At 36.3% G+C, this 22517-nt stretch carries 18 protein-coding genes and 1 riboswitch; of the genes, 2 read left to right on the plus strand and 16 right to left on the minus strand.

Features of this window, described 5'->3' with window-relative positions:
• Positions 1-243: 243 nt before the first annotated feature.
• The 10 genes from BLQ56_RS15515 to BLQ56_RS15550 form a co-directional block, all read right to left on the minus strand.
• Positions 244-1563: a glycoside hydrolase family 68 protein gene (locus BLQ56_RS15515; protein WP_090856251.1), complete on the minus strand. Its 1320-nt coding sequence runs from the start codon at positions 1561-1563 to the stop codon at positions 244-246.
• Positions 1564-1741: 178 nt separating this feature from the next.
• On the minus strand, positions 1742-3079 hold the full coding sequence (locus BLQ56_RS15520) for a glycoside hydrolase family 68 protein (protein ID WP_090856254.1): 1338 nt from the start codon (positions 3077-3079) through the stop codon (positions 1742-1744).
• Positions 3080-3105: 26 nt separating this feature from the next.
• A complete protein-coding gene (locus BLQ56_RS15525; protein WP_090856257.1) occupies positions 3106-4443 on the minus strand; it encodes a glycoside hydrolase family 68 protein in 1338 nt (445 codons plus the stop codon).
• A 527-nt stretch (positions 4444-4970) separates the two neighbouring features.
• The gene (locus tag BLQ56_RS15530) at positions 4971-5756 is read right to left on the minus strand and encodes a Cof-type HAD-IIB family hydrolase (RefSeq protein ID WP_090856479.1); all 786 of its coding nucleotides are present in this window, start codon (positions 5754-5756) and stop codon (positions 4971-4973) included.
• A gap of 73 nt (positions 5757-5829) precedes the next feature.
• Positions 5830-6210: a YbaN family protein gene (locus BLQ56_RS15535; protein WP_204381085.1), complete on the minus strand. Its 381-nt coding sequence runs from the start codon at positions 6208-6210 to the stop codon at positions 5830-5832.
• A 155-nt stretch (positions 6211-6365) separates the two neighbouring features.
• Complete coding sequence (locus BLQ56_RS23600; RefSeq protein WP_175490328.1) at positions 6366-6515, minus strand: hypothetical protein; 150 nt, start codon at positions 6513-6515, stop codon at positions 6366-6368.
• 94 nt (positions 6516-6609) lie between these two features.
• Positions 6610-6771, minus strand: coding sequence for a hypothetical protein (locus tag BLQ56_RS23605; protein ID WP_175490329.1), 162 nt, complete (start codon positions 6769-6771; stop codon positions 6610-6612).
• A gap of 15 nt (positions 6772-6786) precedes the next feature.
• Positions 6787-7959 carry a Ger(x)C family spore germination protein gene (locus BLQ56_RS15540; protein ID WP_090856260.1) on the minus strand — a complete coding sequence of 391 codons (1173 nt, stop codon included), beginning with the start codon at positions 7957-7959 and terminating at the stop codon, positions 6787-6789.
• On the minus strand, positions 7946-9055 hold the full coding sequence (locus BLQ56_RS15545; protein ID WP_090856263.1) for a GerAB/ArcD/ProY family transporter: 1110 nt from the start codon (positions 9053-9055) through the stop codon (positions 7946-7948). Before BLQ56_RS15545 ends, BLQ56_RS15540 begins: the two co-directional genes overlap by 14 nt.
• A gap of 4 nt (positions 9056-9059) precedes the next feature.
• Positions 9060-10610, minus strand: coding sequence for a spore germination protein (locus BLQ56_RS15550; protein ID WP_338011855.1), 1551 nt, complete (start codon positions 10608-10610; stop codon positions 9060-9062).
• Between the two features lie 170 nt (positions 10611-10780).
• On the opposite strand from BLQ56_RS15550, the gene BLQ56_RS15555 reads away from it, so the two are divergent.
• On the plus strand, positions 10781-11293 hold the full coding sequence (locus BLQ56_RS15555) for an acyl-CoA thioesterase (RefSeq protein WP_090856265.1): 513 nt from the start codon (positions 10781-10783) through the stop codon (positions 11291-11293).
• Between the two features lie 133 nt (positions 11294-11426).
• On the opposite strand, the gene truA is transcribed toward BLQ56_RS15555, so the two are convergent.
• The 4 genes from truA to BLQ56_RS15575 form a co-directional block, all read right to left on the minus strand.
• Positions 11427-12164, minus strand: a complete 738-nt coding sequence (gene truA, locus BLQ56_RS15560; protein ID WP_090856268.1) for a tRNA pseudouridine(38-40) synthase TruA — start codon at positions 12162-12164, stop codon at positions 11427-11429.
• Between the two features lie 114 nt (positions 12165-12278).
• On the minus strand, positions 12279-13706 hold the full coding sequence (locus BLQ56_RS15565) for a sensor histidine kinase (RefSeq protein ID WP_090856271.1): 1428 nt from the start codon (positions 13704-13706) through the stop codon (positions 12279-12281).
• Positions 13707-14070: 364 nt separating this feature from the next.
• Positions 14071-15030 (minus strand): phosphoglycerate dehydrogenase, encoded by a 960-nt coding sequence (locus BLQ56_RS15570; RefSeq protein ID WP_090856274.1) that lies wholly within the window; start codon positions 15028-15030, stop codon positions 14071-14073.
• Between the two features lie 248 nt (positions 15031-15278).
• Positions 15279-17648, minus strand: coding sequence for a polyprenyl synthetase family protein (locus BLQ56_RS15575; RefSeq protein WP_090856277.1), 2370 nt, complete (start codon positions 17646-17648; stop codon positions 15279-15281).
• Positions 17649-17913: 265 nt separating this feature from the next.
• Positions 17914-18028: riboswitch (TPP riboswitch) on the plus strand.
• A gap of 136 nt (positions 18029-18164) precedes the next feature.
• Between BLQ56_RS15575 and thiC the strand changes: the two genes are divergently transcribed.
• On the plus strand, positions 18165-19955 hold the full coding sequence (thiC, locus tag BLQ56_RS15580; RefSeq protein WP_090856280.1) for a phosphomethylpyrimidine synthase ThiC: 1791 nt from the start codon (positions 18165-18167) through the stop codon (positions 19953-19955).
• A gap of 157 nt (positions 19956-20112) precedes the next feature.
• Here thiC and BLQ56_RS15585 read toward each other — a convergent pair whose 3' ends face one another.
• Complete coding sequence (locus BLQ56_RS15585) at positions 20113-20505, minus strand: hypothetical protein (RefSeq protein WP_090856283.1); 393 nt, start codon at positions 20503-20505, stop codon at positions 20113-20115.
• A 263-nt stretch (positions 20506-20768) separates the two neighbouring features.
• A complete protein-coding gene (locus BLQ56_RS15590; protein ID WP_090856286.1) occupies positions 20769-22235 on the minus strand; it encodes a protein adenylyltransferase SelO in 1467 nt (488 codons plus the stop codon).
• Between the last annotated feature and the right edge of the window lie 282 nt (positions 22236-22517).

A 22517-nucleotide genomic window follows, 5' to 3' on the forward strand; every position in this document is an offset into this window, starting at 1 on the left:
GATTAGCTATTTTCAATTCCTCCTTGTTTTTACTATCTCTCTTTAGGATGCCTTTTTTCCTATAAAAACTGAAGTACAAAAACGTTCAGCAACTACTGAACGTTAAAAAGGCTTCTATCTCTTATTTGATTTTATATTAATGAACCATGCTGACAATTACAAGCTGAGTGACTTTCCACAGGAAATACTTTATAAATAACCATAATTGGCAATTATTTCAGCCCAACGATGTTCAATAAATACTTATTTAAAAACACCTTGTTTCTTTTCATGAATAATCTTCGTCTTTTCACCGGTAATTGAGAGCTTCAAAGAAGGAGCAAGCATTCCGCCAAAATGCTCCACTTGATAGTCTGGTGCTTGTTGGCCAATTTCCTCAATTGTTTTCCCATCCACATCCACATAATTAACAAAGCTAATCACTGTTCCGTTTGACATAACCATCCAGGAATAGGCTTGATAGGGATTGGATTTTGGGTTCCCAATAACAAGACCGCTCCCATTTAACGGTTTGTAACCACCGACTAAAGTACTAGAAGCAAACCCGTATAATCCTTCAGGTGCCTCAAGTCCCGGGGTGAATTTATCGCTATGTGTCTTTAGAAAAAGGTAATAATGATTACCTTTTACCATGATGCTTGGTCTCTCAAGTTCGTCATTCACACAATTTGCTTCAAGCAAAGGAGAAAGTAGTTCAAATTCGGTAAAACGATCATTGACCACTTTTACAATTCCTATGCTCCCATTGTAAGACTTAGCATTTTCCACGTTTCCAGAAACGCTTTGACAAGTTCTCTCTTCTAGTGCTCCAGCAGAATTGGCTTCGAACACGATGTATTCCTCTGCAGTCTTAGGGTCTTGGAAAAAATATGGATCTCGGAAAGAGTACGATGACTCTTCTCTACTTGTCTGCTCAACTGTTTGATAATATTTTCCATCAGGCTCAAGGAAAACTTTATGATCTGACCAATTCGTAAAGGTAACCGAAGAGTTTGTTGTTAGGATTTCAGCATTGGCTGTTGCCAAACGTTGTTCATAAGTAATAGTCTCTTCACCTTTTTGCCCTGTTGCCGTATAGAAAATATGAACTTTTCCATCTTTATTTATAAGGGCAGAACCAGCCCATTGTCTAGATCCTAATGCTTCTCCATCCTTAAAAATTGGCCCCCCAGATACCCAACTCTTACCATCTTTAGAGTAAAAATAATGAATTTCAGCTGAATCGTGCCGTTTACCTGGGAGCACATCCTTCGGCACTGATAAGGCAAAAATAATTTTATAGCCATTTACAACAGCTGGAAGCCCATTCTTATATTGTAAAGGCCAAGTATCCCAAATATAAGAATCTGAAGTAATCTCAACCAGTTCCTCTTTATTAATGGTAGGCGCTGTATTATTTATACTTGTAGTTAGTTTACTTACATCTTCACGTGTCCAGTTGAACGTATCGCTATTTTCTTGTGCAGACACCCTTATACTAACAAGTGATGTACAAATGATAGCTACTGCTATCAAAGTTACTAAAAATGAACTTTTTAATTTTTCTTTATTCCAATTCACCATAAATTGATCCCCCTAAATATACAGCCATACTTAAAAATGAAAGTTGATCGCATTAATCCTGAAGATGACATTCATCTTCTAAACGGTATAATCTTGGCGACTGAGAACTAAATAAAATAACAAACCAATAGCATAGCTATTGGCTGGTCATTCCTATTAATCTCAAAACAGTTACTTATTACTTAATCCAACCAGGGCTGAATTCTTTCACAATTTTGGTTGTGTCGCCTTTGATTGATAGCTTTACAGTAGGTGGCAAAGTGCCTCCAAAATGGCTAAATTGGAATTCTGGTGATTGATTTCCAACATCACCAATTGACATGTCACCTAAATCACCAAAATGAGCAAATCCTACCACATTTAAATTAGGAAGTACAAGCCATGAATACGCTTGGTATGGATTTTCTGGCGGATTAGCTAGAACCAAACCACTTTCATTTAATGGTTCATAACCACCGATTAATGTATCAGAAACAAATCCATACAAACCTTCAGGTCCTTGCAGTCCTTCAGCATACTTATTAATATGGGTGTCTGTAAATAAATAATATTTTTTATCCTTTACAATAATATGTGGGCGCTCCAATTCCTCATTTACATAATTTGCTTCCATTAAAGGGGCTAGCATTTTAAGATTTGAAGGATCACCATCAACTACCTCTGCGATACCAATGTTCCCATTAGCATGAACTGCTCCTGCAGGCACTGGGTTTTCACTAGCATACTTAGAACTTCCAGCATATTCTTGTTTAAATGTGCGGTCTCCAACAGCACCGCCTGAATTTCCCTCAAATAAAATATATTCTTTTTCAGTTATCGGATCTTTAAACCACATAGGGTCACGGAAAGCATAACCTCCACCTTCACCTTGCTGAGCTTGTTCTTTCGTCTGATAATAGTTTCCGTCTGGCTCTAAAATGACCTTATGGTCACCCCAGTTTTCAAAACGGACGCCATTACTGTCAGCTATGATATCACCTGTTGCCATCGCCAATCGTTGTTCAAATGTCAAAGGAGCTTCTCCTCTATGGCCAGTTGCTGTATAAAATGCATGAATTTTTCCGTCATCGGTCATTGCAGATCCAGCCCATTCACGAGAACCTAATGATGCTCCTTCTGGGAAAAGTGTCCCACCAAGCGTCCAATCTTTACCGTTTTTTGAGTAAAAATAACGGATTGTTGCGATGTCATGTACTTTACCTGGTAGCACATCGTTAGGAGCAGAGAGTGCAAACAACACCTTCCATCCCTTTATTGAAGCAATATTTCCATCGCGGTCAGTCAGTGGCCATGAGTCCCAAACATGATGATCTGGAGTGAATTTCTCTAATTCACTTATATCTGTATAAGGTAAAGTATTATCTTGATTTAGTTCAATTTTTGACACTTGTTCTCGAGTCCAATTTGTCGTTACCTCTGTATCATCTGCTTTGACAGCTAATCCAGAAAAGCTTGCTACAACAACACTCGTTGCTAATACAATTGCAGATACTGTTTTCTTTTTATTAAGGATCATTCTAATTTCTCCTTTCGTACTTTAATTTAGCGATTTGCTCCAAATGGTTTAATTTCTCCATGTTTACCTTCTTTTGTAACTTTAGATGTTTCTCCATCCAACTGCAGTTTTAGAGTTGGTGCAAACGTACCTCCAAATTTCACTTCACCGTTCTCATCTAAAGGCTCGTTAATAAAGCTGATTACCTGATGGTCTGGAAGTACCATCCAAGAATAAGCTTGGTACGGATTTTCCTTTGGATTTGCAATAACAAGACCACTTTCGTTCATTGGTTTATAGTCGCCAAACAGACTATTCCCTACAAAACCATATACACCATCAGGACCCGTTAAGCCAGGAGCATAAGTAAATGTATGGCTAATTGTAAATAGATAATAGTCATCTCCATTTACTACAACGTGTGGACGTTCCAGCTGATGATTTGTTCCAACTGATTCAAGCAATGGCGGTAGTAGCTTCAATTCACTTACATCCTCATCAAGTACTTCTGCGATACCGATATTACCGTTATACAATTCTGCTCCTTCAGGAACTGAATGCGTTTTACGGTATTCTTCATCCCCGATATTTTCCGGTTTGATAAAATCTCTATTACTTCCAGCTTGTCCTTCGAAGATAATATACTCTTTTCCTGTATTCGGATCTTGTAAGAAGAATGGATCACGGAATGCAGTAATGATCGGACTATTCGCTTGTTCGATTGTTTCATAATGTTTGCCGTCTGCTTCAAGAATGATTTCATGTTTTCCTTCATTTGTCAGATGTACTCCGTTTTTATTAGCACTGATATCAAAGGTAGTTTTAGCAAGACGCTGTACTGCTCTTTTATCCCATCCATTGTAATCCCAGTTCTCTCTATCTCCAGTAGCAGTATAGAATAAATGCACTTTACCATCCTCATCGATCATAGATGTACCAGCCCACTGCATATAACCTAATGCTCTATCATAATCATATGGGATTCCTGCATATGTCCAATCTTTACCATTTTTGGAATAGAACATCCCGATTCTTGCTTCAGTATGACGATCACCCCATCCTAAATCACGAGGTGCTACCAATGCGAAAGCAACTCGATAGCCATTAATAATCGCAAGTGAACCATCTCTATTTTGTAATGGCCAAGTATCCCATACCCATAGATCAGGTGCTACAAGATCGAACTCAAGATCAATTTTTGGTGCTGTATTTTCTTTCGTAAGTGTTACTTTTTCTGCATCCTGACGTGACCAAACTGAAGTGTTATCATCACCAACGCTAACATCTGCTGCCATAGCCGGTGAGATAGCTACACCCAATAAGTTTGCAGCCACTGTTGCAGTTAAAACTAGTTTTTTAAATCGGAATCTGTTGCTCTTGTTCATTTCCCCTGATACCTCCATTTTTTTCGTAGAAAAGTGATGATTACCATAACTTTGAGAACCTTATCCTGATGCTCCCCTGTTACAGACAACAAAAAAGACCTAAAAAGGGTAAGGAGGTGTACACAAAAGGTACAGCTTGTCCTTAACACTTTTTAGGTCTTGCCTGCTAAGCAGTCACAATCCTACGGTTTTTAATTTTACCCCCTCATTCTATTCCATTCGACAATCGTTATCAATGGTAGGAAATATCTATATTTTTCATCGTATTTATTTTCGGATGACCAACCGGGACATTTCCCCTAGTCCATTTTTCTGATTATTAGAAACTTTCTATCCACTGTCTATCCTAGTATAGCGCTCTATATAGTAGACTTGATTACGGACTAAAAATTAAATCTAAACTGATTCAAATATCCTATACATTTGAAAAATTTATATAGCATGAAACAGAGAAATATACCCATAAGAAAAACTAGCGACTGATTATTATCTAGTAAGAGAATAATACTTTCCACACCTAACTAAGATTACGGTTCTAACAGTCCAACCATTTGTAGACCATTCAAAATACCATCTTCTTCAACTGATTTTGTTACGTATTTAGCAACAGCCTTTACCGTGTCTTCTGCATTTCCCATTGCTACACTATTTTGGACACTTGAAAGCATCTCTAAATCATTCAAGCCATCCCCAAACGCAAATTGACGCTCTGCTGGAATCCTCAATTTTTCTACAATTTTTTCAATCCCTTTAGCCTTTGACCCACCTTTTGGGAGGATATCAACCGAAAGAGGATGCCATCTTACAAAATCAAAATCCTTAAACTCCTGTTCATATGGCTTTTCTTCTCCCTCAGGACAGAAAAACAGAGTTTGGTATAGCTCACGACCTTTATAATAGTTTGGATCATGTGATGGAAAGTGTTCAATTTTTAGTGAAGCAATACTCTCGCTAATAAAGTCATGCTCAGGAACATTCGCTTTCATATCCTCATGATCCATAAAAACAACTGGATAATTATTTGATAGAGCCACCTCTGTTAACTTTTCCAGGGAAGGAATATTTAACGGATTTGTATGTAACACTTCTCCATTTAGCACAACGTACTGACCGTTATAACTAACATATGTATTAATACCTAATTCTTCGCGTAAATCCTCGTACATAAAAGGGGCTCTTCCTGTCGCAATTGCAACAATATGCCCAAGTTCCTTTAGTTTGAAAATAGCTTCCCTTGTAGATAGCGGCAATTGCTTGTCATGGTTAAGAAGTGTGCCATCTATATCAAAAAAAATAACACTTTTTTCCGTCATATTCATACCAACTTTCTGACCTTTAGTTTCAATTTTATCTGAGTGTAACATATGAAACGCTTTTCATGTCAAATTACCTTATCGTCTTTATTTTATAAGTGAAATAATAATAGATATACAGCACGAGCATGACGAGTAGAATCCTTACCCCTAGATAATCAACCAACACAAATGATGCTGCAATAACACTAGTAGCAAATAGTGTTATGATCAATTTTCGCTTTAGGGTCATTGATCTGGTCTTTATAAATTCTTCCACATGATTCTTATATAAACTCGTTCCTTTAAACCAAATATCAAACTTCTCTGACCCTCTTATAAAGCATACTGAAGCTAAAAGAAGAAAAGGAGTGGTAGGTAAAAGAGGTAAGATAATTCCAACTACCCCCAAGCCTAGAAATATAAAACCTACAACTAGATAAACTGCTTTTTTTATTGTTTGGATCGTATTCACGCTCCCTAAATTTCCTCGTGTAGTTAACAGTATATCAATTTGCCTTAACAAAAGGTAAGAGACATTCGATATTTCACTCAATTTTCTAAAATAGACATAGTGAAAAGCTCATTAAAATGATTAATGAGCTTTTCACATTACTTATAGAAATTTTATTACTCTTCAATACGATTCTTAAACGCTTCTTTCGTTACCAAAAACTCTTCTTCATGTTCAACATTCTTTGGCTCTTTCATTTCACTACTTTTAGGGAATTTACCAGGGTGATCCTTTTTCTTATGATCAAAGCTTTTACCGCGTCCCATAATTGGTTCCTCCTTCACAGTTGTCATACATTTTAGCTTTTTCAAAACCAAGTTAGCTTATTCAAAGATATATTTTTGGAAGCTCATTTTTGATTCACTCTTCCCCTTGCTTTTCTTCGTGTTTCTTCCAAGTTTGATTTCCCATCTCATACACTTTTTGCTTTATTTTAAAAGTCATAAAAGGGATGAAAAAGATAAGGAATGCACCAAGAAGAACTGGACCTGTCGGTGTAATTAGATTAAATATTTCCCTCATAAAATCTCTCACCTTTTATTGTAATGTAGAACGAATAATCGCTCCGTTTCTACTAACCACAGAATTAATAGTCACTGTTATTTGACTATGTTCAAAGTAATTTTCACCATAATCCCAGTCATCTTTAATTTTTTCCCATTCATCTGGGAATTTAATACTTAGGAGTTTACCAAAACCAAAAATGTCTAATTTCAGTTCTTTCTGGACTTCTTGAATAGCCAGTTCAGTAAACCCTCTAACAGACTTTTCGACAGCATCTTCAATTTGTTCGATTTCTTTGGCTTCTAATAAATCCATGGCTACATAAGTTTCCGGGATCGATCCTGATGTAGTTATTTCAACATTGAATTTAATATTATCTTTAGATATATATTCGGGCTTTATCTTAGAATTAACGATGTCCATCTCATATACAATGATATCACCTTTTAACTCAGCCTCAAGGAGTCCACCTTCTATCTCACCCGTAATGAAATTCACACCTTCGGTTGCCTCTTCCCCTATGAAACCTGCAAGTTTATCCGTATTTCCATTTATAACAGCATGTCCAGAAATTTTAACTTCATCCTCACTTCGTTTAGAAATCATCTGTATCATAAAACTTTCTTGTCCGAGTAAATTCTCATGCACATCCCCTATTCTCGTAGGTGGTACCATTCTCGCATTTTTGAAATTATTCTTTGAAATAGACTGAATAAACATGACCGGCAACTTTTCATTCTTTGGTTTGAATTCTAGTATTTCTTTAGCTTTCTCAGGCGTAATCATCACCTGAGTCCCTCTACGCATCTCAGGATATCGGATAAAATAGTCTAGAACATCAGGGAAATAATCGGACCGGGCTAGTCCCTCAGATATGACTAATAGTTTTATATGCTCATAAAACGGGGAACGACTTGTTGTTGCGGCTACCCTTCTAACAGTTTCAAAAATTGTATCACCTTCAGATTCAATATTTTGAAACGCTTCTCCTTCTCCTGTTCCACTTGAGCCACCTGCCCCTGTACTCATAGCACCAGGAACAACAAACTGTTGTGTTAAGGTTAATCCCTTTTCAACTTGTTTTTTGTCCTTTAAATCAATCGCAGCTCCAATGACAAACCCACGTTGTTCGATTTCAATTGAATCCCAACATCCAGTCGTTATTAATAAACAGGTAACAATCATAATCACTTTAATTTTTTGCATGATTTTTCACCCCTCTTATTTTGATTATCAGAAATAAGATTAGAGGAAAAATCACCCCAAAGAAAAATCCAAGAGCTGCAATTATCTTCCCAAGAAGCTGTATTTGATGGGTATTTTCAGGCATCATTCCAATTAAATAAATGATTGGTGATAGGATTAAAATCAGTGTTTTCCTACTTAAATTAAATACCGACCTAAACAAGTGAATAGTAATATCCATGGCCATTGAAGTTGTATTAAAAACAGTCATAATCCATACCGTAAAAAAGATTGATTCAAATCGTTCAACAAATCCACCCGGCGCTTCAATTTCTTTTGCAATCTCAATGGTTGGATACGTAATTTGTGCTGTTGCCAATGACCCAAATACTCCTATAGCCACTGTAAATATAATTAAGTAAAGGACAATCGGAATACTCATGCCAACTATTGTCATTTTAGGGGCATCCTTAGGATTGTTCATTAAAGAAATATAAACAAGAATGACAACATATCCAATAAAAGAAAAAGTCGTTTCTACCGCACCATTAAAATAACCAGTGATCGTGGTTGTAAAAGTCGGCCGTAGATTTTCAATTTGAAACAAAGTCACATTAAATGCTTGTACGAGTAAAGTTATCACAATTACAATCGGCAAAAACATTAAATTCAGCCTTAATAATGCAACCCTTGAGCCTGAAACTGCATAAATGACAACTAATAAAAAAACCAGCGCCACTGCCTCAATTGGTGTTTGATCAAACATATACAACTTTGAAATATTAGCAATTACTCTAGCTTCCAACGAACATGTTAAAAGAAATGCTACACTTAATGTAATCGTTAGAATAACAGCTGCTGGCTTAGACATGATAAGTGTCGTATACTCATAAAATGTTTTTTTAGGATAGCTCGAAATAATTTTAGCTAAAAACCAACCAAAAGATAGAAAAAAAAGCCCAGCCATTAAAATTGAAATCCAACCATCAAAGGCTTTAGTATGATTTGCCACCAAACGAGGTAGAGTTAATACTCCTACACCAATCATCATCGAAGCAACAATGTAAGCTAGATCCTTACTTCCAATTTCTTGATCTGCATATTCAAAGGTTTTCATACTATTACTCCTCCCTTTTCATACGCTTCTTATCAACCGTCTCCATATATGTAGGTCTTTTACTAAAAAATGTTAGTGGAGCTCGAATAACAAGATCCTTCCAATCCTTGTAGAAACTAGGTGCAAATGGAACTGTATAAGGTACTCCGACCGATTTCAAGTTAGCCAGATGAATATTGACCATAATGTAAACCAAAATGATTCCATAAAATCCAAATATCCCTGCTACTATTAAAAATACAAAGCGTAACATCCTAATAGAAATGGCGAAAGAATAAGAGGGGATTACAAATGTCGCAATCGCTGTTACAGCTACAACAATAACCATAATTGGACTCACTATTCCTGCAGAAACAGCAGCCTCACCAATAACTAAGCCACCTACAATTCCGACCGTTTGACCAATTGGCTTTGGAAGTCTTACCCCCGCTTCCCTTAAGATTTCCATCGTTAGTTCCATAAATAACGCTTCAATTAAAGATGGAAACGGAACACCTTCACGAGTAGAAGAAATAGAAAAAGCAAGTTTCGATGGAATCATTCCTGGGTGAAATGATACTAACGCTACATATAATGATGGTAAAAATAAGGCCACAAACGCACAGAAATATCTTAGTATTCTGATTAATGACCCTATATACCACCGTTCATAATAATCCTCTGGAGATTGCAAATTTTCGCCAAAAGTTAATGGGGCAAGAAGAACAAAAGGAGTTCCATCCAGAAAAATGGCTACCTTCCCCTCCATTAACCCAGCAGATACCTTATCTGGCCTCTCTGTATTAAGTAACTGTGGAAAAGGGGACATAAAATCATCTTCAAGCCACTGCTCAACATACCCTGATTCTGGCACATCATCCATATCAATTGTTTTCACCCGTCTCTTTATTTCTTCTACAATCTGAGGGTGTGCGATACCGTCAATGTATGAAACAATGAGATCTTTCTTAGAACGTCTACCAACCTTAAATAACTCAAAACGCAAGTTAGGGTCTCTTACTCTTCTTCTTATATGAACTGTATTCGTTCGAATATTTTCAGTAAATCCATCTCTCGGTCCTCTAACTACCGCTTCTGTGATGGGTTCTTCAACCCCACGACTTGCCCATCCTTTTGAGCCAATGATTAATAGTTCTTCTAAACCATCAATCATTAAGGCCGTATCCCCAGATAAGATCGCTAACGTAAGGTCATCTAATGTAGTGACTGTTACTACTTCTGATATTGATAATGTTTCATTCTGTAATTTTTCTAACAAAGATTTCTTATCAACTTCTTCTTCATTGATGTGATCCTTTTGTGATTGGATATTTTTAATAATGAAATTATTAACTAGGTCTTTATCAATCAATCCATCAAAAAACAGGAGTGCCATTTGATATCCCCCAACACTTAACCGTCTAATCACTAAGTCATTAGGAGCATCTAGCATTTTTGTTATATTCTTTATATTCGTATCGAGATCCAAAACTAAGTTCGGTGTAAAATTCTCAGTTTTTTCCACTGTGGTCTGCTTTCGTTCTGTATAATATCTTCTTCTAAAAAAACCAAACAATTTAAAACACCTCAAAGCTTTTATACTTGTTACTTCATTTATTTACCAACAGATGAAGTGTTATACATCTCTTGCTCGTTTGAAGAGTGATTGATTTAATCAATATAGTTGACTATTTTCATATCAGAGTGTAAAAATGAGGAATCAAACCATTGGAATAGAGGGCGATTATGGAAGCGAAATATATTAATGAATCCAGAGTGGTAAGAACAAGTAGGATCTTTCCAAATGATGTTAATAACCATAACACATTATTTGGGGGGAAATTGATGAGTGACATGGATATGATTGCATCTATCTCTGCCTCTAGACACTCGCGTAAAGAATGTGTAACAGCATCCACTGACTCGGTCGACTTCTTGAACCCGATTACCCCAAATGACTCGGTATGCTTTGAATCTTTTGTTACATGGACTGGCACAAGCTCGATGGAAATATTTGTGAAGGTCATCGCAGAAAATTTGATCAGTGGTGAACGAAAAATTGCTGCCACAGCCTTCGTCACATTTGTCGCATTAGACGAAAACGGAAAACCAGCAAAAGTGCCTGGAGTCATTCCTCAAACAGAAGAGGAAAAGAAATTGCATGATACAGGAAAAGAGAGAGCTGCTAAACGGAAAGAGCATAGAAAAAAGAGTAAAGAACTAGCAAACTATTTTACAACAAAGAAACCATGGGAATAAGCAAAGCACAAGGTATATAGCTAGAAACCAAAACTGAGTTCAAACTATATAATTTTTTAAAAATTATAAAAGTCGACTTATGCCTTTTGCATATGTCGACTTTTTATTTCTTTACTATTTTGATATGTCCTACTCAGAAAGTAACCTTCTCTAAGTACAATCCTTCTGCATCTGCCATTCTACCTGTTTGAATTCGTTCCTTTGCTTCTAATATACTCGGGATTCGATCAGCGTTAATTTCACCCAATCCAACCTCGATCAGTGTTCCAACAATCTTTCTTACCATATTATACAGAAACCCATCTCCACGAACCCTGATATTAATAAAGCTTCCATCTTGTTCTATTTCAATAGAATAGATTTCTCTCACCATCGACTTCTTCTTAGATTTCGCATTAGAATAGGAAGTGAAATCATGCTTGCCAATAAAATATTCACTTGCATTTTTCATTTGTAATACGTTTAACTTTTTATCTATATGCATGCTGTATTTTCGCATGAAAGGATTTGTATAGCTTTCGTTCCAAATCTTATACAAGTACGTTTTGTCTTTGGCATTATAACGAGCATGAAATCGATCACTCTCTAAAGTAACGTCCACCACGCTGATATCATTAGGTAAATAGCGATTCAAATAATTTAACACTTCAGATTCAGATAGATTCTTGCTTGTTTTGAAATTGGCGATTTGATCAAAAGCATGTACACCTGCATCTGTTCGACTACACCCAATGATTTCTATCTTTTCCCCTGTTAATTCTGTTAATACATTCTCAATCTTCCCTTGAATAGATTGATCACCACCACCAAGCCTTTGCCAGCCTTTATACCTTCCACCATCATATTGAATGTTCAATTTAAAATTATTCATTAGATTCTCCTTATGTATAGATCCTTTTCGATTTCAATCTATTATCTCATTATTGGTCAATTTATACGAATTAACACGTAAAAGCTCCAATAGATCTTTGAAGTTCGAAACTTGCTATTTACTAAACTCATATTGAGGTAATAACATTCGAAAAGTAGTTCCTTCCCTACTACTAGAAAGCACAAATATTTCGCCACGATGTTCAAAAATAATTTTTCTAACAAATGGGAGACCTATACCCATTCCTATCTCTTTCGAGGAAATAAAAGGATCGAAGATACTCTCCCATTGGGCCACTGGTATTCCATGTCCACTATCAGATATATCAATGATAATTTTCTCTCCAACTATATCTGTACTAATATCTATTTTCCTACTCTCATTTTCATCAGTAATTGCTTCACAACTGTTTTTTATTAAATTAATAAAAACCTGTTTCAGGTATGTAGAATTCGCATAAACAATCAGGGGTTTATACTTTTTTTCAAAATTGATCCCTACTCTTCTTTCATTTATAATTTCATTAACTATTGTCATTGACTCTGAAATAATTTCATTCAAATCAACATTCTTGAAGTTGATTGATTTTTTATTTAAGTAGTCGGTGTAGTTAAACGTAAGATCTTCTAACTGCTTTGTTGCAAGTTGGATCATTTTAACCATATGCTCGCTATCTTTTGGTAAAGGTGTAGATTCAGGTAGCATTTGTGAATATGCCTTGATAATTTGGAGGTTATTTTTAACCTCGTGAACTAAACTTGCTGAAACGTCACCTAAAAAATCGAGCTTTTTTTGCCTTTCACTTAGCAAATTATAATTAATCGTCATTAAGTTATTTAACTTTACAAATGAAAAAATGATGATCGACGTGAAAATAATTACACCAATACTACTTAAAACTGCCCCTGTTCCTGGTATAAAATTTAAAAAACCAGTAATTAAGAGTAACAGAGCACAAAATGAGAATGTTCTTAAAAAGGATATTAAAGTATTGTGTTGAATCCCTTTTGAAACAACCACTACAGTAATTAATAGAAATAGCATGCTGCCTGTATGAAGTATATATAGAAAATGAAGTTCTCCATAAATAGGAAAGTACAGCTGAGTATCTGTATTCATAATTCTAACTGGTGTCAGACCTTCAATACCCCATTTAGTCCAATTAATAAAATAAACAATTAATCCCCATATAGAAAGTAGCCAGATTATTTTCGGGTTAAATAATAACAATAATAAATGATGTAAGAATGAATTTTTAATATTTGGTGAATGTTTCTTTAGAATGATATAAACGATATAGAAGGTCAATGGGACCACCAAAGTGGATCCTATCCTAAAAAAACGAAATATAAAAAGAATCAGATCCTTTGATAGAATATCCTTGAGATATAGTACACCAATATCAATTTGCCAAAGAGTAATTGATATCATAAAAAGTAATAGAGCAATCCCTAATTCTGACCCTTTGTACATTTTGATTACATTTAAGGCTAAAACCAAAGGGAGTAAACCTATTGAAAATATGAATAATGCAATAATCATTACGTTTCTCCCCTATTCATACCGGTTTATATATGGCATATTAGTTTTTCCGCCCATTGCATTTACAAGATTTATACTCATCTGCTTACCAGCCTCTTCTTCGTAGTACAAAGCTACTATTAATGCTTTTATTATATATGGTAATTAGAGCGAAATACATGTATTACTAGTAAATTTTGTATAAAAATCCTATTTTTGCATACGTAGGACCTAATTGTTAAAAAAATCTGTATTCGTATCGATAGTTTATTTTAAACACGCAGGCTGAATACACCATTTTTATGCTGTCTAAAACAACAAACTTTTGAGCAAAAAGCCATAAAAAAAGACAACATCTAATTATGTTGCCTTAAATTAAAGTCTTTTAGAGGGGAATCTTCGGTATCACCACATAATCCAGTTCTTCACCATTGAGAAACTTTTTAATATTAGATATAGACACGTTCCCAATCCGACTAATAGATTCATAGGTCGCCCCCCCAATATGAGGTGTAGCAATTATTTTATCCATTTTAGGTAATTCATTGATTGGTGGCTCTATTTCAAACACATCTAGGGCCGCACCCTTAATTTGGCCATTATTTAAAGCGCTTATCAGATCTAATTCTTTGATGAGAGGACCTCGTGATACATTAATGATGAAAGCCGTTGATTTCATTAAACTCAAAGCGTCTTTATCAATCAAATATCTATTTTTCTCATTTAGCGATGTAGCAATAATAATATAATCAGCAATTTCAAATAGCTTTTCTTTGTCCACAAAGCTGACATTCAATTTCTCTGCTTCCTCACTATTTTGATAATTTGTATAAACCAATGTTTCCATATCAAATCCTATAGCGCGTTTAGCAATTGCTTTTGCTATCGATCCAAACCCAATGATTCCTAGTTTCTTTTGATATATTTCATTTCCCATTGATAAATCCCAATACCCGGATTTTAGCTCCTGATCTTTCTTGGGAATATTTCTGGCAGCTGATAGCATCAATCCAAAAGCATGGTCTGCAGCAGATTGCGCATTCATTCCAGGTGCGTTAGTGACAGGGATTCCTTTCCTATTTGCATAATCAACATCAATATTGTCATAACCAGCACCATATTTAAGAATATATTTTAACCTTGGAGCTGCATCAATCACTTCTTTATCGATTTTAACAACTGCAACAATGATAATATCTACATCCTTCACTTCATTCTTTAGTTGTTCTTTATCAATACCATGATCCGTATATAATATCCTTACATGACCAATTTGTTTTGCATCATCTATGAGTTTTGGGTTTGCCTCATAAAATGTATCTCTTAACATTAATAAAATCTTCATACTTACCTCCAATTTCAAGAAGAACTTAACCTTTAACTTTATAAGTCCCCATACATTTAATACATAGTTCTTACATTTTATGTAACATAATATAACACTGACATGGATTTGTAAATGGATAACATGCTACTTTCAAAGGTATTCAGTCAATCCTAAATCTGGTCCCAATTTTATTGACTAAAAAAACCTTACCTCAATTCTGAAGTAAGGCATAGCATCATTTGATACAGGAGAACCGCCCCCCCTGTTTAATAATCCCGATTTACAATATAATTCATCAAGTGTTTAAGGAAAACCGTGTTGCGTGGCACTTTTTGTAAGGTTTCGATAGCATTACAGTAATGTTCCCACATTTCTTTTCTGGAGCTTTCCTGACCTAGAATGGATACGAATGTCGAATTATTATTCTCAGCATCTTTTCCCACTGACTTTCCAAGTAATTCTTTATTTCCTTCAACATCCAGAAGATCATCCTTAATCTGAAACGCAATCCCTGCATGATAGGCGAACTTTTTCAGTGCATCGATTTCAAATTCCTCTGCTTTAGCCAGAATGGCAGGCATGACGAGAGAGGCTTCAAATCCAATTCCAGTTTTATAAAAGCACATTAAATTTAGTTGTTCTATGGTTAAGGGTTTTCCTTTTGAATTCAGGTCCATCGCCTGCCCATTGCACATTTCCTCAGTCTTCTGGGCAGAATATTGAATCAGTTTAAGAACAGTCTTTGCATCAAACTGATCAAGGGATGCTTGTTCTTCAATCGCCTTTTGAGTTAGAAAAAGGCCTGTTAATTCAGCAGTCGCAATGTTATAAACCTGATGGAGGGTCGGACATCCCCTCCGAATTGATGCATTATCCTGAGACGGTAAGTCATCAAAGATAAGTGATGCTGTGTGCATATATTCTAATGATTTCAAAAGTGGCATGATTGCCGACTGATTAAGTTCATATGCGTTCACCCCCATAGCCCAAGCGACTACGGGTCTCAGTCGCTTTGCATCACCCTTGAGACTGAGATTAGCAGCCTCATTAACGACACTTTTCAATAAGGGATCAGGATCTTTTATTTGAATCATCAAAACATTATTTAGTTCACTTCGTACGGTTTTAATTGTATGTGAAAAATCCTCCCGCTCCTGACGATCTTTTCTGAGATTACTAATCATATGATCACGAAGCAGTTTATCGAAGAAATCCACATCATCTGCTTTTTGAACCATTTTCTGTATAAGACTATTGAACTCAGGCATTTGAGAAGTAAATAATGCCATTACTTCCTTATATTTTTTTGTTCCTAGTCTCTCTTTTGAACGCTTTAGACCATTTATTGCCCGATCCAATATTACTTCACAAGTCTTTTCATCAGATTGATACACATTATGAATCAAATTTGCAATGACCGCCCAATACAATTCAAAGGGATTTATTAAATCTGAACGCTTGTCATGATACTTCATATAATAAGTATAAGGTGTAACTGCACCAACGTTCATATCATCAAACATATCAGCAAAATCATCTGCAAGCTGGTTATAAATCCCATATAAAAATGTCCTGTTATCAAAACTCTCATTCTCAGAAACACTTAATACCGAACGGGCAATTAATCGGGAAGAAGAAGATTTTAAGATAATCGGGACATAGATTTCTTCATTACTGTAAGTTGAATTAGATAAATCTTTTACTCGGTCCACTTCTTGTGAATGAAAGAATACATAGGACTCCTCAAAAAACGACTTTGATGTCTCCGCCTTCTGATGAGATTTAATATACTCAAAAGCTTCTTGGAGCTCAGCGTGAATATATTCTATTAAATCTATGTTTTTACCCTCCCATTTCCCAATTGGCGGTACTGACTTAGTGATAAGTGTGCTACGAATTAGATCAGAATATTGTTTTTTCTCTTCCCTGCTCAAAACAGTAGAATCTAGTAAATCATCAATGAACGGATAGGTTAAACCATATGAATATCCTAATCTAATTGCTTCATCTAGTTTCTGCCTGCGTTCCTCGGGAGATACATCCTCATCCATCTCTTCAACCACATGCATGAGCACACCAACGATAATCTTAATCAGTTTTCTCTGGGCTTGTTCAGCATCCATTTCCTCAGGAATAGATGAGGATACAATCTTCAGCTTTTCGGAAACCCAAATTACTGCCGATTCAACTCTCTCCTTTTGGGCCATCCTATACAAGCCTGCCATATTAAATCCCTGTTCAGTAGCATCCGAATGATTCAGGTGATCTTTTAAACTTTCAACTACACTTTTAATCTTTTTCTGCGTATCAGGTGCATTCAGCTTTTTTCCTAGATCACGCAAAAAAATATAGGAGATACTTCGATCTAGGTAATTATCTAGTTTACCAGTGTATTTAAGCCATTGAATATAACTGTAATACCCCTTTGAATTAGATTTCTCCTTGCCTCGCGTAAAAAGAGAAAAGACTGATCTATGATGAATATGGTTGTGTTTCCACACTTGGATATCTTTCGTGAGGGTAGAGACAAAGTTCTTTTGCCTTACCTCCACATTGAGCAACCTAAAATAATCAGTAGCCCTCTGCTCTGCTAATCGATAAGATGTATTGGCATTTCTCAATAACTCTTCATTCATACTTTTCATTACCTCTACTTATTTTTCTCTTACATACAATATATTTCATAAAGACATAATTAATCCAAACATTTTCTTAATTTATTTTTAAGACTACCAATTTACCCTTAAATATACCTTAAGATAACATCCTTATAACCAATTTCAAGATATTTAACGTTTATAATTAATATTAACCGCTAAAAAAAGCTAGTCTTATTTTACCATTTTCCTAAATTTACCTTTACTTTCTTATAGTCTCATATATACTAATATCAAACTGAATAGTAATAACTAGGGGAGTCCAAAAAGTTGGGCTGAGAAAGAAACACGTTGAAGTTTCTTGACTCTTGGGACCTGATCTGGCTCATACCAGCGTGGGGAAGTTAGAATAATTATAGAAGCTTTACTACTTCTGTATACATAATAGCCGGGTCCATTTTTTTATGGACACCGGCTTTTTTATTTACATCATCTTTTCCATCAACTGTATGCTCTATTTCTGTCCTTTATTTCAATTAAAAGGAGAGATTTACTATGTCAAAGTCAACACTATCAACAACTGAACAAAGCATTTCGAGTATGTCGAATTTCCCAGGTAGCAAAAAGGTGTATGTCCAGGGCTCTAGAGCTGACATTAAAGTGCCGATGCGTGAAATTCAGTTAGAGCCGACTACTGGCACGTTTGGAGAAGCTGAAAATTCTCCAGTACGAGTGTATGATACTAGTGGACCTTATACTGATTCTACTTACTCAGTAGATATTACAAATGGGCTTCCTGCCCTTCGAAGTTCATGGATTCACGAACGCGGAGATGTCGAGGAGTATGTTGGCCGTGAAATCAAGCCTGAGGATAATGGATATAATGATAAGAACGATCCTCGTGCTAATCACAACATTTTTACTGGGTTAAAACGAAAACCATTGCGTGCAAAAAAAGGACGTAATGTAACACAGCTCCATTATGCAAGAAAGGGAATAATCACACCAGAAATGGAATTTATTGCGATTAGAGAAAATATGAAACCTGAATTCGTACGTGATGAAGTTGCAAGTGGAAGAGCCATTATTCCATCTAATATCAATCATCCAGAAGCAGAACCTATGATAATTGGACGTAACTTTCACGTTAAAATAAATGCGAATATCGGGAACTCTGCTGTTTCTTCTTCGATTGAAGAAGAGGTTGAAAAAATGACATGGGCGACACGCTGGGGTGCTGATAATATTATGGATTTATCAACCGGGAAGAACATCCATACAACAAGAGAGTGGATTATTCGGAATTCACCGGTTCCTGTTGGTACTGTTCCAATCTATCAAGCTCTCGAGAAAGTAAATGGTGTTGCTGAGGATTTAACATGGGAAGTATACCGAGACACCTTAATTGAACAAGCAGAGCAGGGTGTAGATTACTTTACTATTCATGCCGGTGTTCTGTTACGATATATCCCGTTAACAGCTAAACGTCTAACAGGTATTGTCTCTCGCGGTGGCTCAATCATGGCACAATGGTGCCTGTATCATCATAAAGAAAGCTTTTTATATACTCACTTTGAAGAAATCTGTGAAATTATGAAATCTTATGATATTTCTTTTTCCTTAGGAGATGGTTTACGTCCAGGATCTATTGCAGATGCGAACGACGAAGCACAGTTCGCTGAGTTAGAAACCCTTGGTGAGTTAACGAAAATTGCTTGGGAACATGATGTACAAGTTATGGTAGAAGGACCAGGGCATGTACCAATGCATCTTATAAAAGAAAATATGGATAAACAACTAGAGATTTGTAAAGAAGCACCATTTTATACACTTGGTCCCCTTACAACAGATATTGCGCCTGGTTATGATCACATTACATCCGCAATTGGTGCTGCGATGATTGGCTGGTATGGCACAGCTATGCTATGTTATGTTACACCAAAGGAACATTTAGGTCTACCTAATAAAAATGATGTTCGCGAGGGCGTTATTACGTATAAAATTGCCGCACACGCTGCAGATCTTGCAAAAGGACACCCAGGAGCACAAGTAAGAGATGATGCCTTATCAAAGGCTCGTTTTGAATTCCGTTGGAGAGATCAGTTTAATTTATCTCTTGATCCTGAACGTGCAATTGAATATCATGATGAAATCTTACCTGCTGAAGGTGCGAAAACAGCACATTTCTGTTCAATGTGTGGACCTAAATTTTGTAGTATGAGAATTTCCCAAGATATTCGACAGTTCGCAAAAGAAAACAAACTTGAAACAGAAGAAGCAATAGAAAGAGGTATGAAGGAAAAAGCCGAAGAATTTAAGGAATCTGGTGGTAACATTTATCAGTAAGAAACAAGGGCTTCTCATGTTTCCGTAATAAAGACTAAACTCAAAAGGGAAGAGATACTACAAGTAATAGCCCTGGTAGCCTCTTCCCCCTTTATTAACCTAAAGGAGTCCTCAAACTTTTTTGACGATTGAGGCATGAGAAATAGCCAATCACCAATTATTGAAAGTTATTTTGGTTCATATGTGACCCTGTAAAAGGTGTCATTTGTGAAAAAGGTAATTGTTGTTGATTATGTGATGAAAACATAGCTGATTGATTTTGGTTTGTTAATTGGCCTTGATTTGTTAATTCACTTTGCATTTGGTTACAAATATTAATTACTTGCTGACATTGTTGAATTGCAGACTCATGGCCTTGTAGAGCCTGTTGAATTGTCTGTGCAGCATGTTGCTCATGTGAAAGCAATTGTTGAAGCATTTGAATGTTTTGTTGTTCTTGATGTAGCATTTGACGGTACTGTTGACTACTTTGTTGTGTTTGAGTAATTAAGTGTTGCGCCGTTTGTTTACATTGGTTAATTTGTTGAATACTGTGAGTTTGTGTATGCATGATAGAATGCCTCCCTTAGATGTTTGGTTGTACTTTCAATACAACAATATGTATTATGATACCCCCAGCGACATTCATACCTCATACCGTCTGCCCAAATAATAACAACTCACCAACTATGATAAACAGAATAAACACGTTCATCTTGGATACATATTTTTGCTGAATAACGAAGACATCTTCTAAAAAAAGAATATAGGCAGTATCAAAAAAGTAGGATTTTCTTAACTGCCTAATAAGACCAGTTAACCATCAGAATATTATCAAGTACCACAGAAGGTTTGGTAAGGTTGATCTGTGGATGCTGGTGGTGAACAGTAATCAGTATTTTCGATAGAATTATCGTAAGGGCTCGAAAGGACTCTTAGCAAGCTCTTCATTACGCTATAGTCACCTTCATTGGCAGCCTTAAGAGCCTCTTCTACCTTATGGTTTCGAGGGATTACCACAGGATTACTACTTCTCATTAACTCATAGGAAGATTCCCTTGATTCTTTTTGCCCTTCAATTCTCTTTTCCCACCGCTCTAGCCAAGGAGAAAACTCTGGAGTTCCAGATAAATTCGTGATTTTAGTGGCATCATAAGTTAATGAACGAAACGTGTTAGTGAAGTCCGCTTTATGTTTTTGCATGATGCTTAGGAGATCCTCAATTAGCGTTTCATCCTCTTCTTCTTCATTGATGATTCCAAGCTTTGCTCTCATACCTGAAAACCATCTACTCTTATACAAATTAGAGTATTCGGCAACTGCATCTTGAGCAAGTTCAAGTGCTTTTTCTTGGTCTTCATGCAAAAGAGGCAATAGTGCTTCAGCTAATCTCGCGAGATTCCACCCACCGATATATGGTTGATTTCCATAAGCATAACGCCCTTGCCTATCAATAGAACTGAATACAGTTGATGGATCATATTCATTCATAAAAGCACAAGGACCATAATCAATGGTTTCCCCACTTATCGTCATGTTATCAGTGTTCATTACACCGTGAATAAAACCGACCAGTTGCCATTTTGCAATAAGATCTGCCTGCCGCTTGATGACTTCCTTTAATAATGAAAGATATGGATTTTCACTAGATTCATTTTCTGGATAATGACGTTTGATGGTATAGTCTGCAAGTCCTTTTAATTCCTCAACAGATGCAAATTCTGCAGCATACTCGAATGTCCCCACACGTATATGACTTGCTGCTACTCGGGTTAATATCGCTCCTGGTAATTCCGTTTCACGCAGAATGGATTCCCCTGTGGTGACCACCGCCAAACTTCGAGTTGTAGGAATCTTAAGGGCGTGCATGGCCTCACTGATGATATATTCACGTAGCATTGGTCCTAGTGCAGCTCGACCATCGCCACCTCTAGAATACGCTGTTCGCCCTGAACCCTTAAGTTGAATATCTAACCTTTCTTCTTCAGGTGTAATTTGCTCTCCAAGGAGCACGGCCCTTCCATCCCCTAGCATATTAAAATGTCCGAATTGATGTCCCGCATATGCTTGGGCAATAGGAGTAGATCCTTCAGGAATTTGATTTCCTCCAAACACAGCGACATTATCATCATCTTCTAATTTTTTAGCATCTAACCCAAGAAGATCTGCAACCGCTTCATTTAACACAACCAACTTCGGCGAGTTCACCGGGTTTGGGCTGTTATTAGAGAAAAACTTCTCTGGTAGACGCGTATAACTGTTATCCATATTCCAGCCTGTTCCTGTTTTTTCAGTCTTCATCTTTACACCTTTTCTTTTATAAATTTATGTAGCCTTGTTTTTCGTTTCATACCCTCTGGCTGTGCGGTTCGGTCACTTATCTCCGGATTGATTACCATTTCTACCGCAACCAAATCGAACACAGGCACCTACCTTCGGATAAGTTATCATTCTTCCCCTACGGCTGTGTTGTCTCGGTAACCTTAAGATTATCAGCTTGATTTTAGTATTTATTTCCTTCTCTTAATTATACTATTATTCACAAAGAAGGTTGTAGAATACGGCTTGAATACAAAAAAACAG

It is taken from the genome of Litchfieldia salsa, assembly GCF_900104555.1.
Lineage (GTDB): Bacteria > Bacillota > Bacilli > Bacillales > Bacillaceae_L > Litchfieldia > Litchfieldia salsa.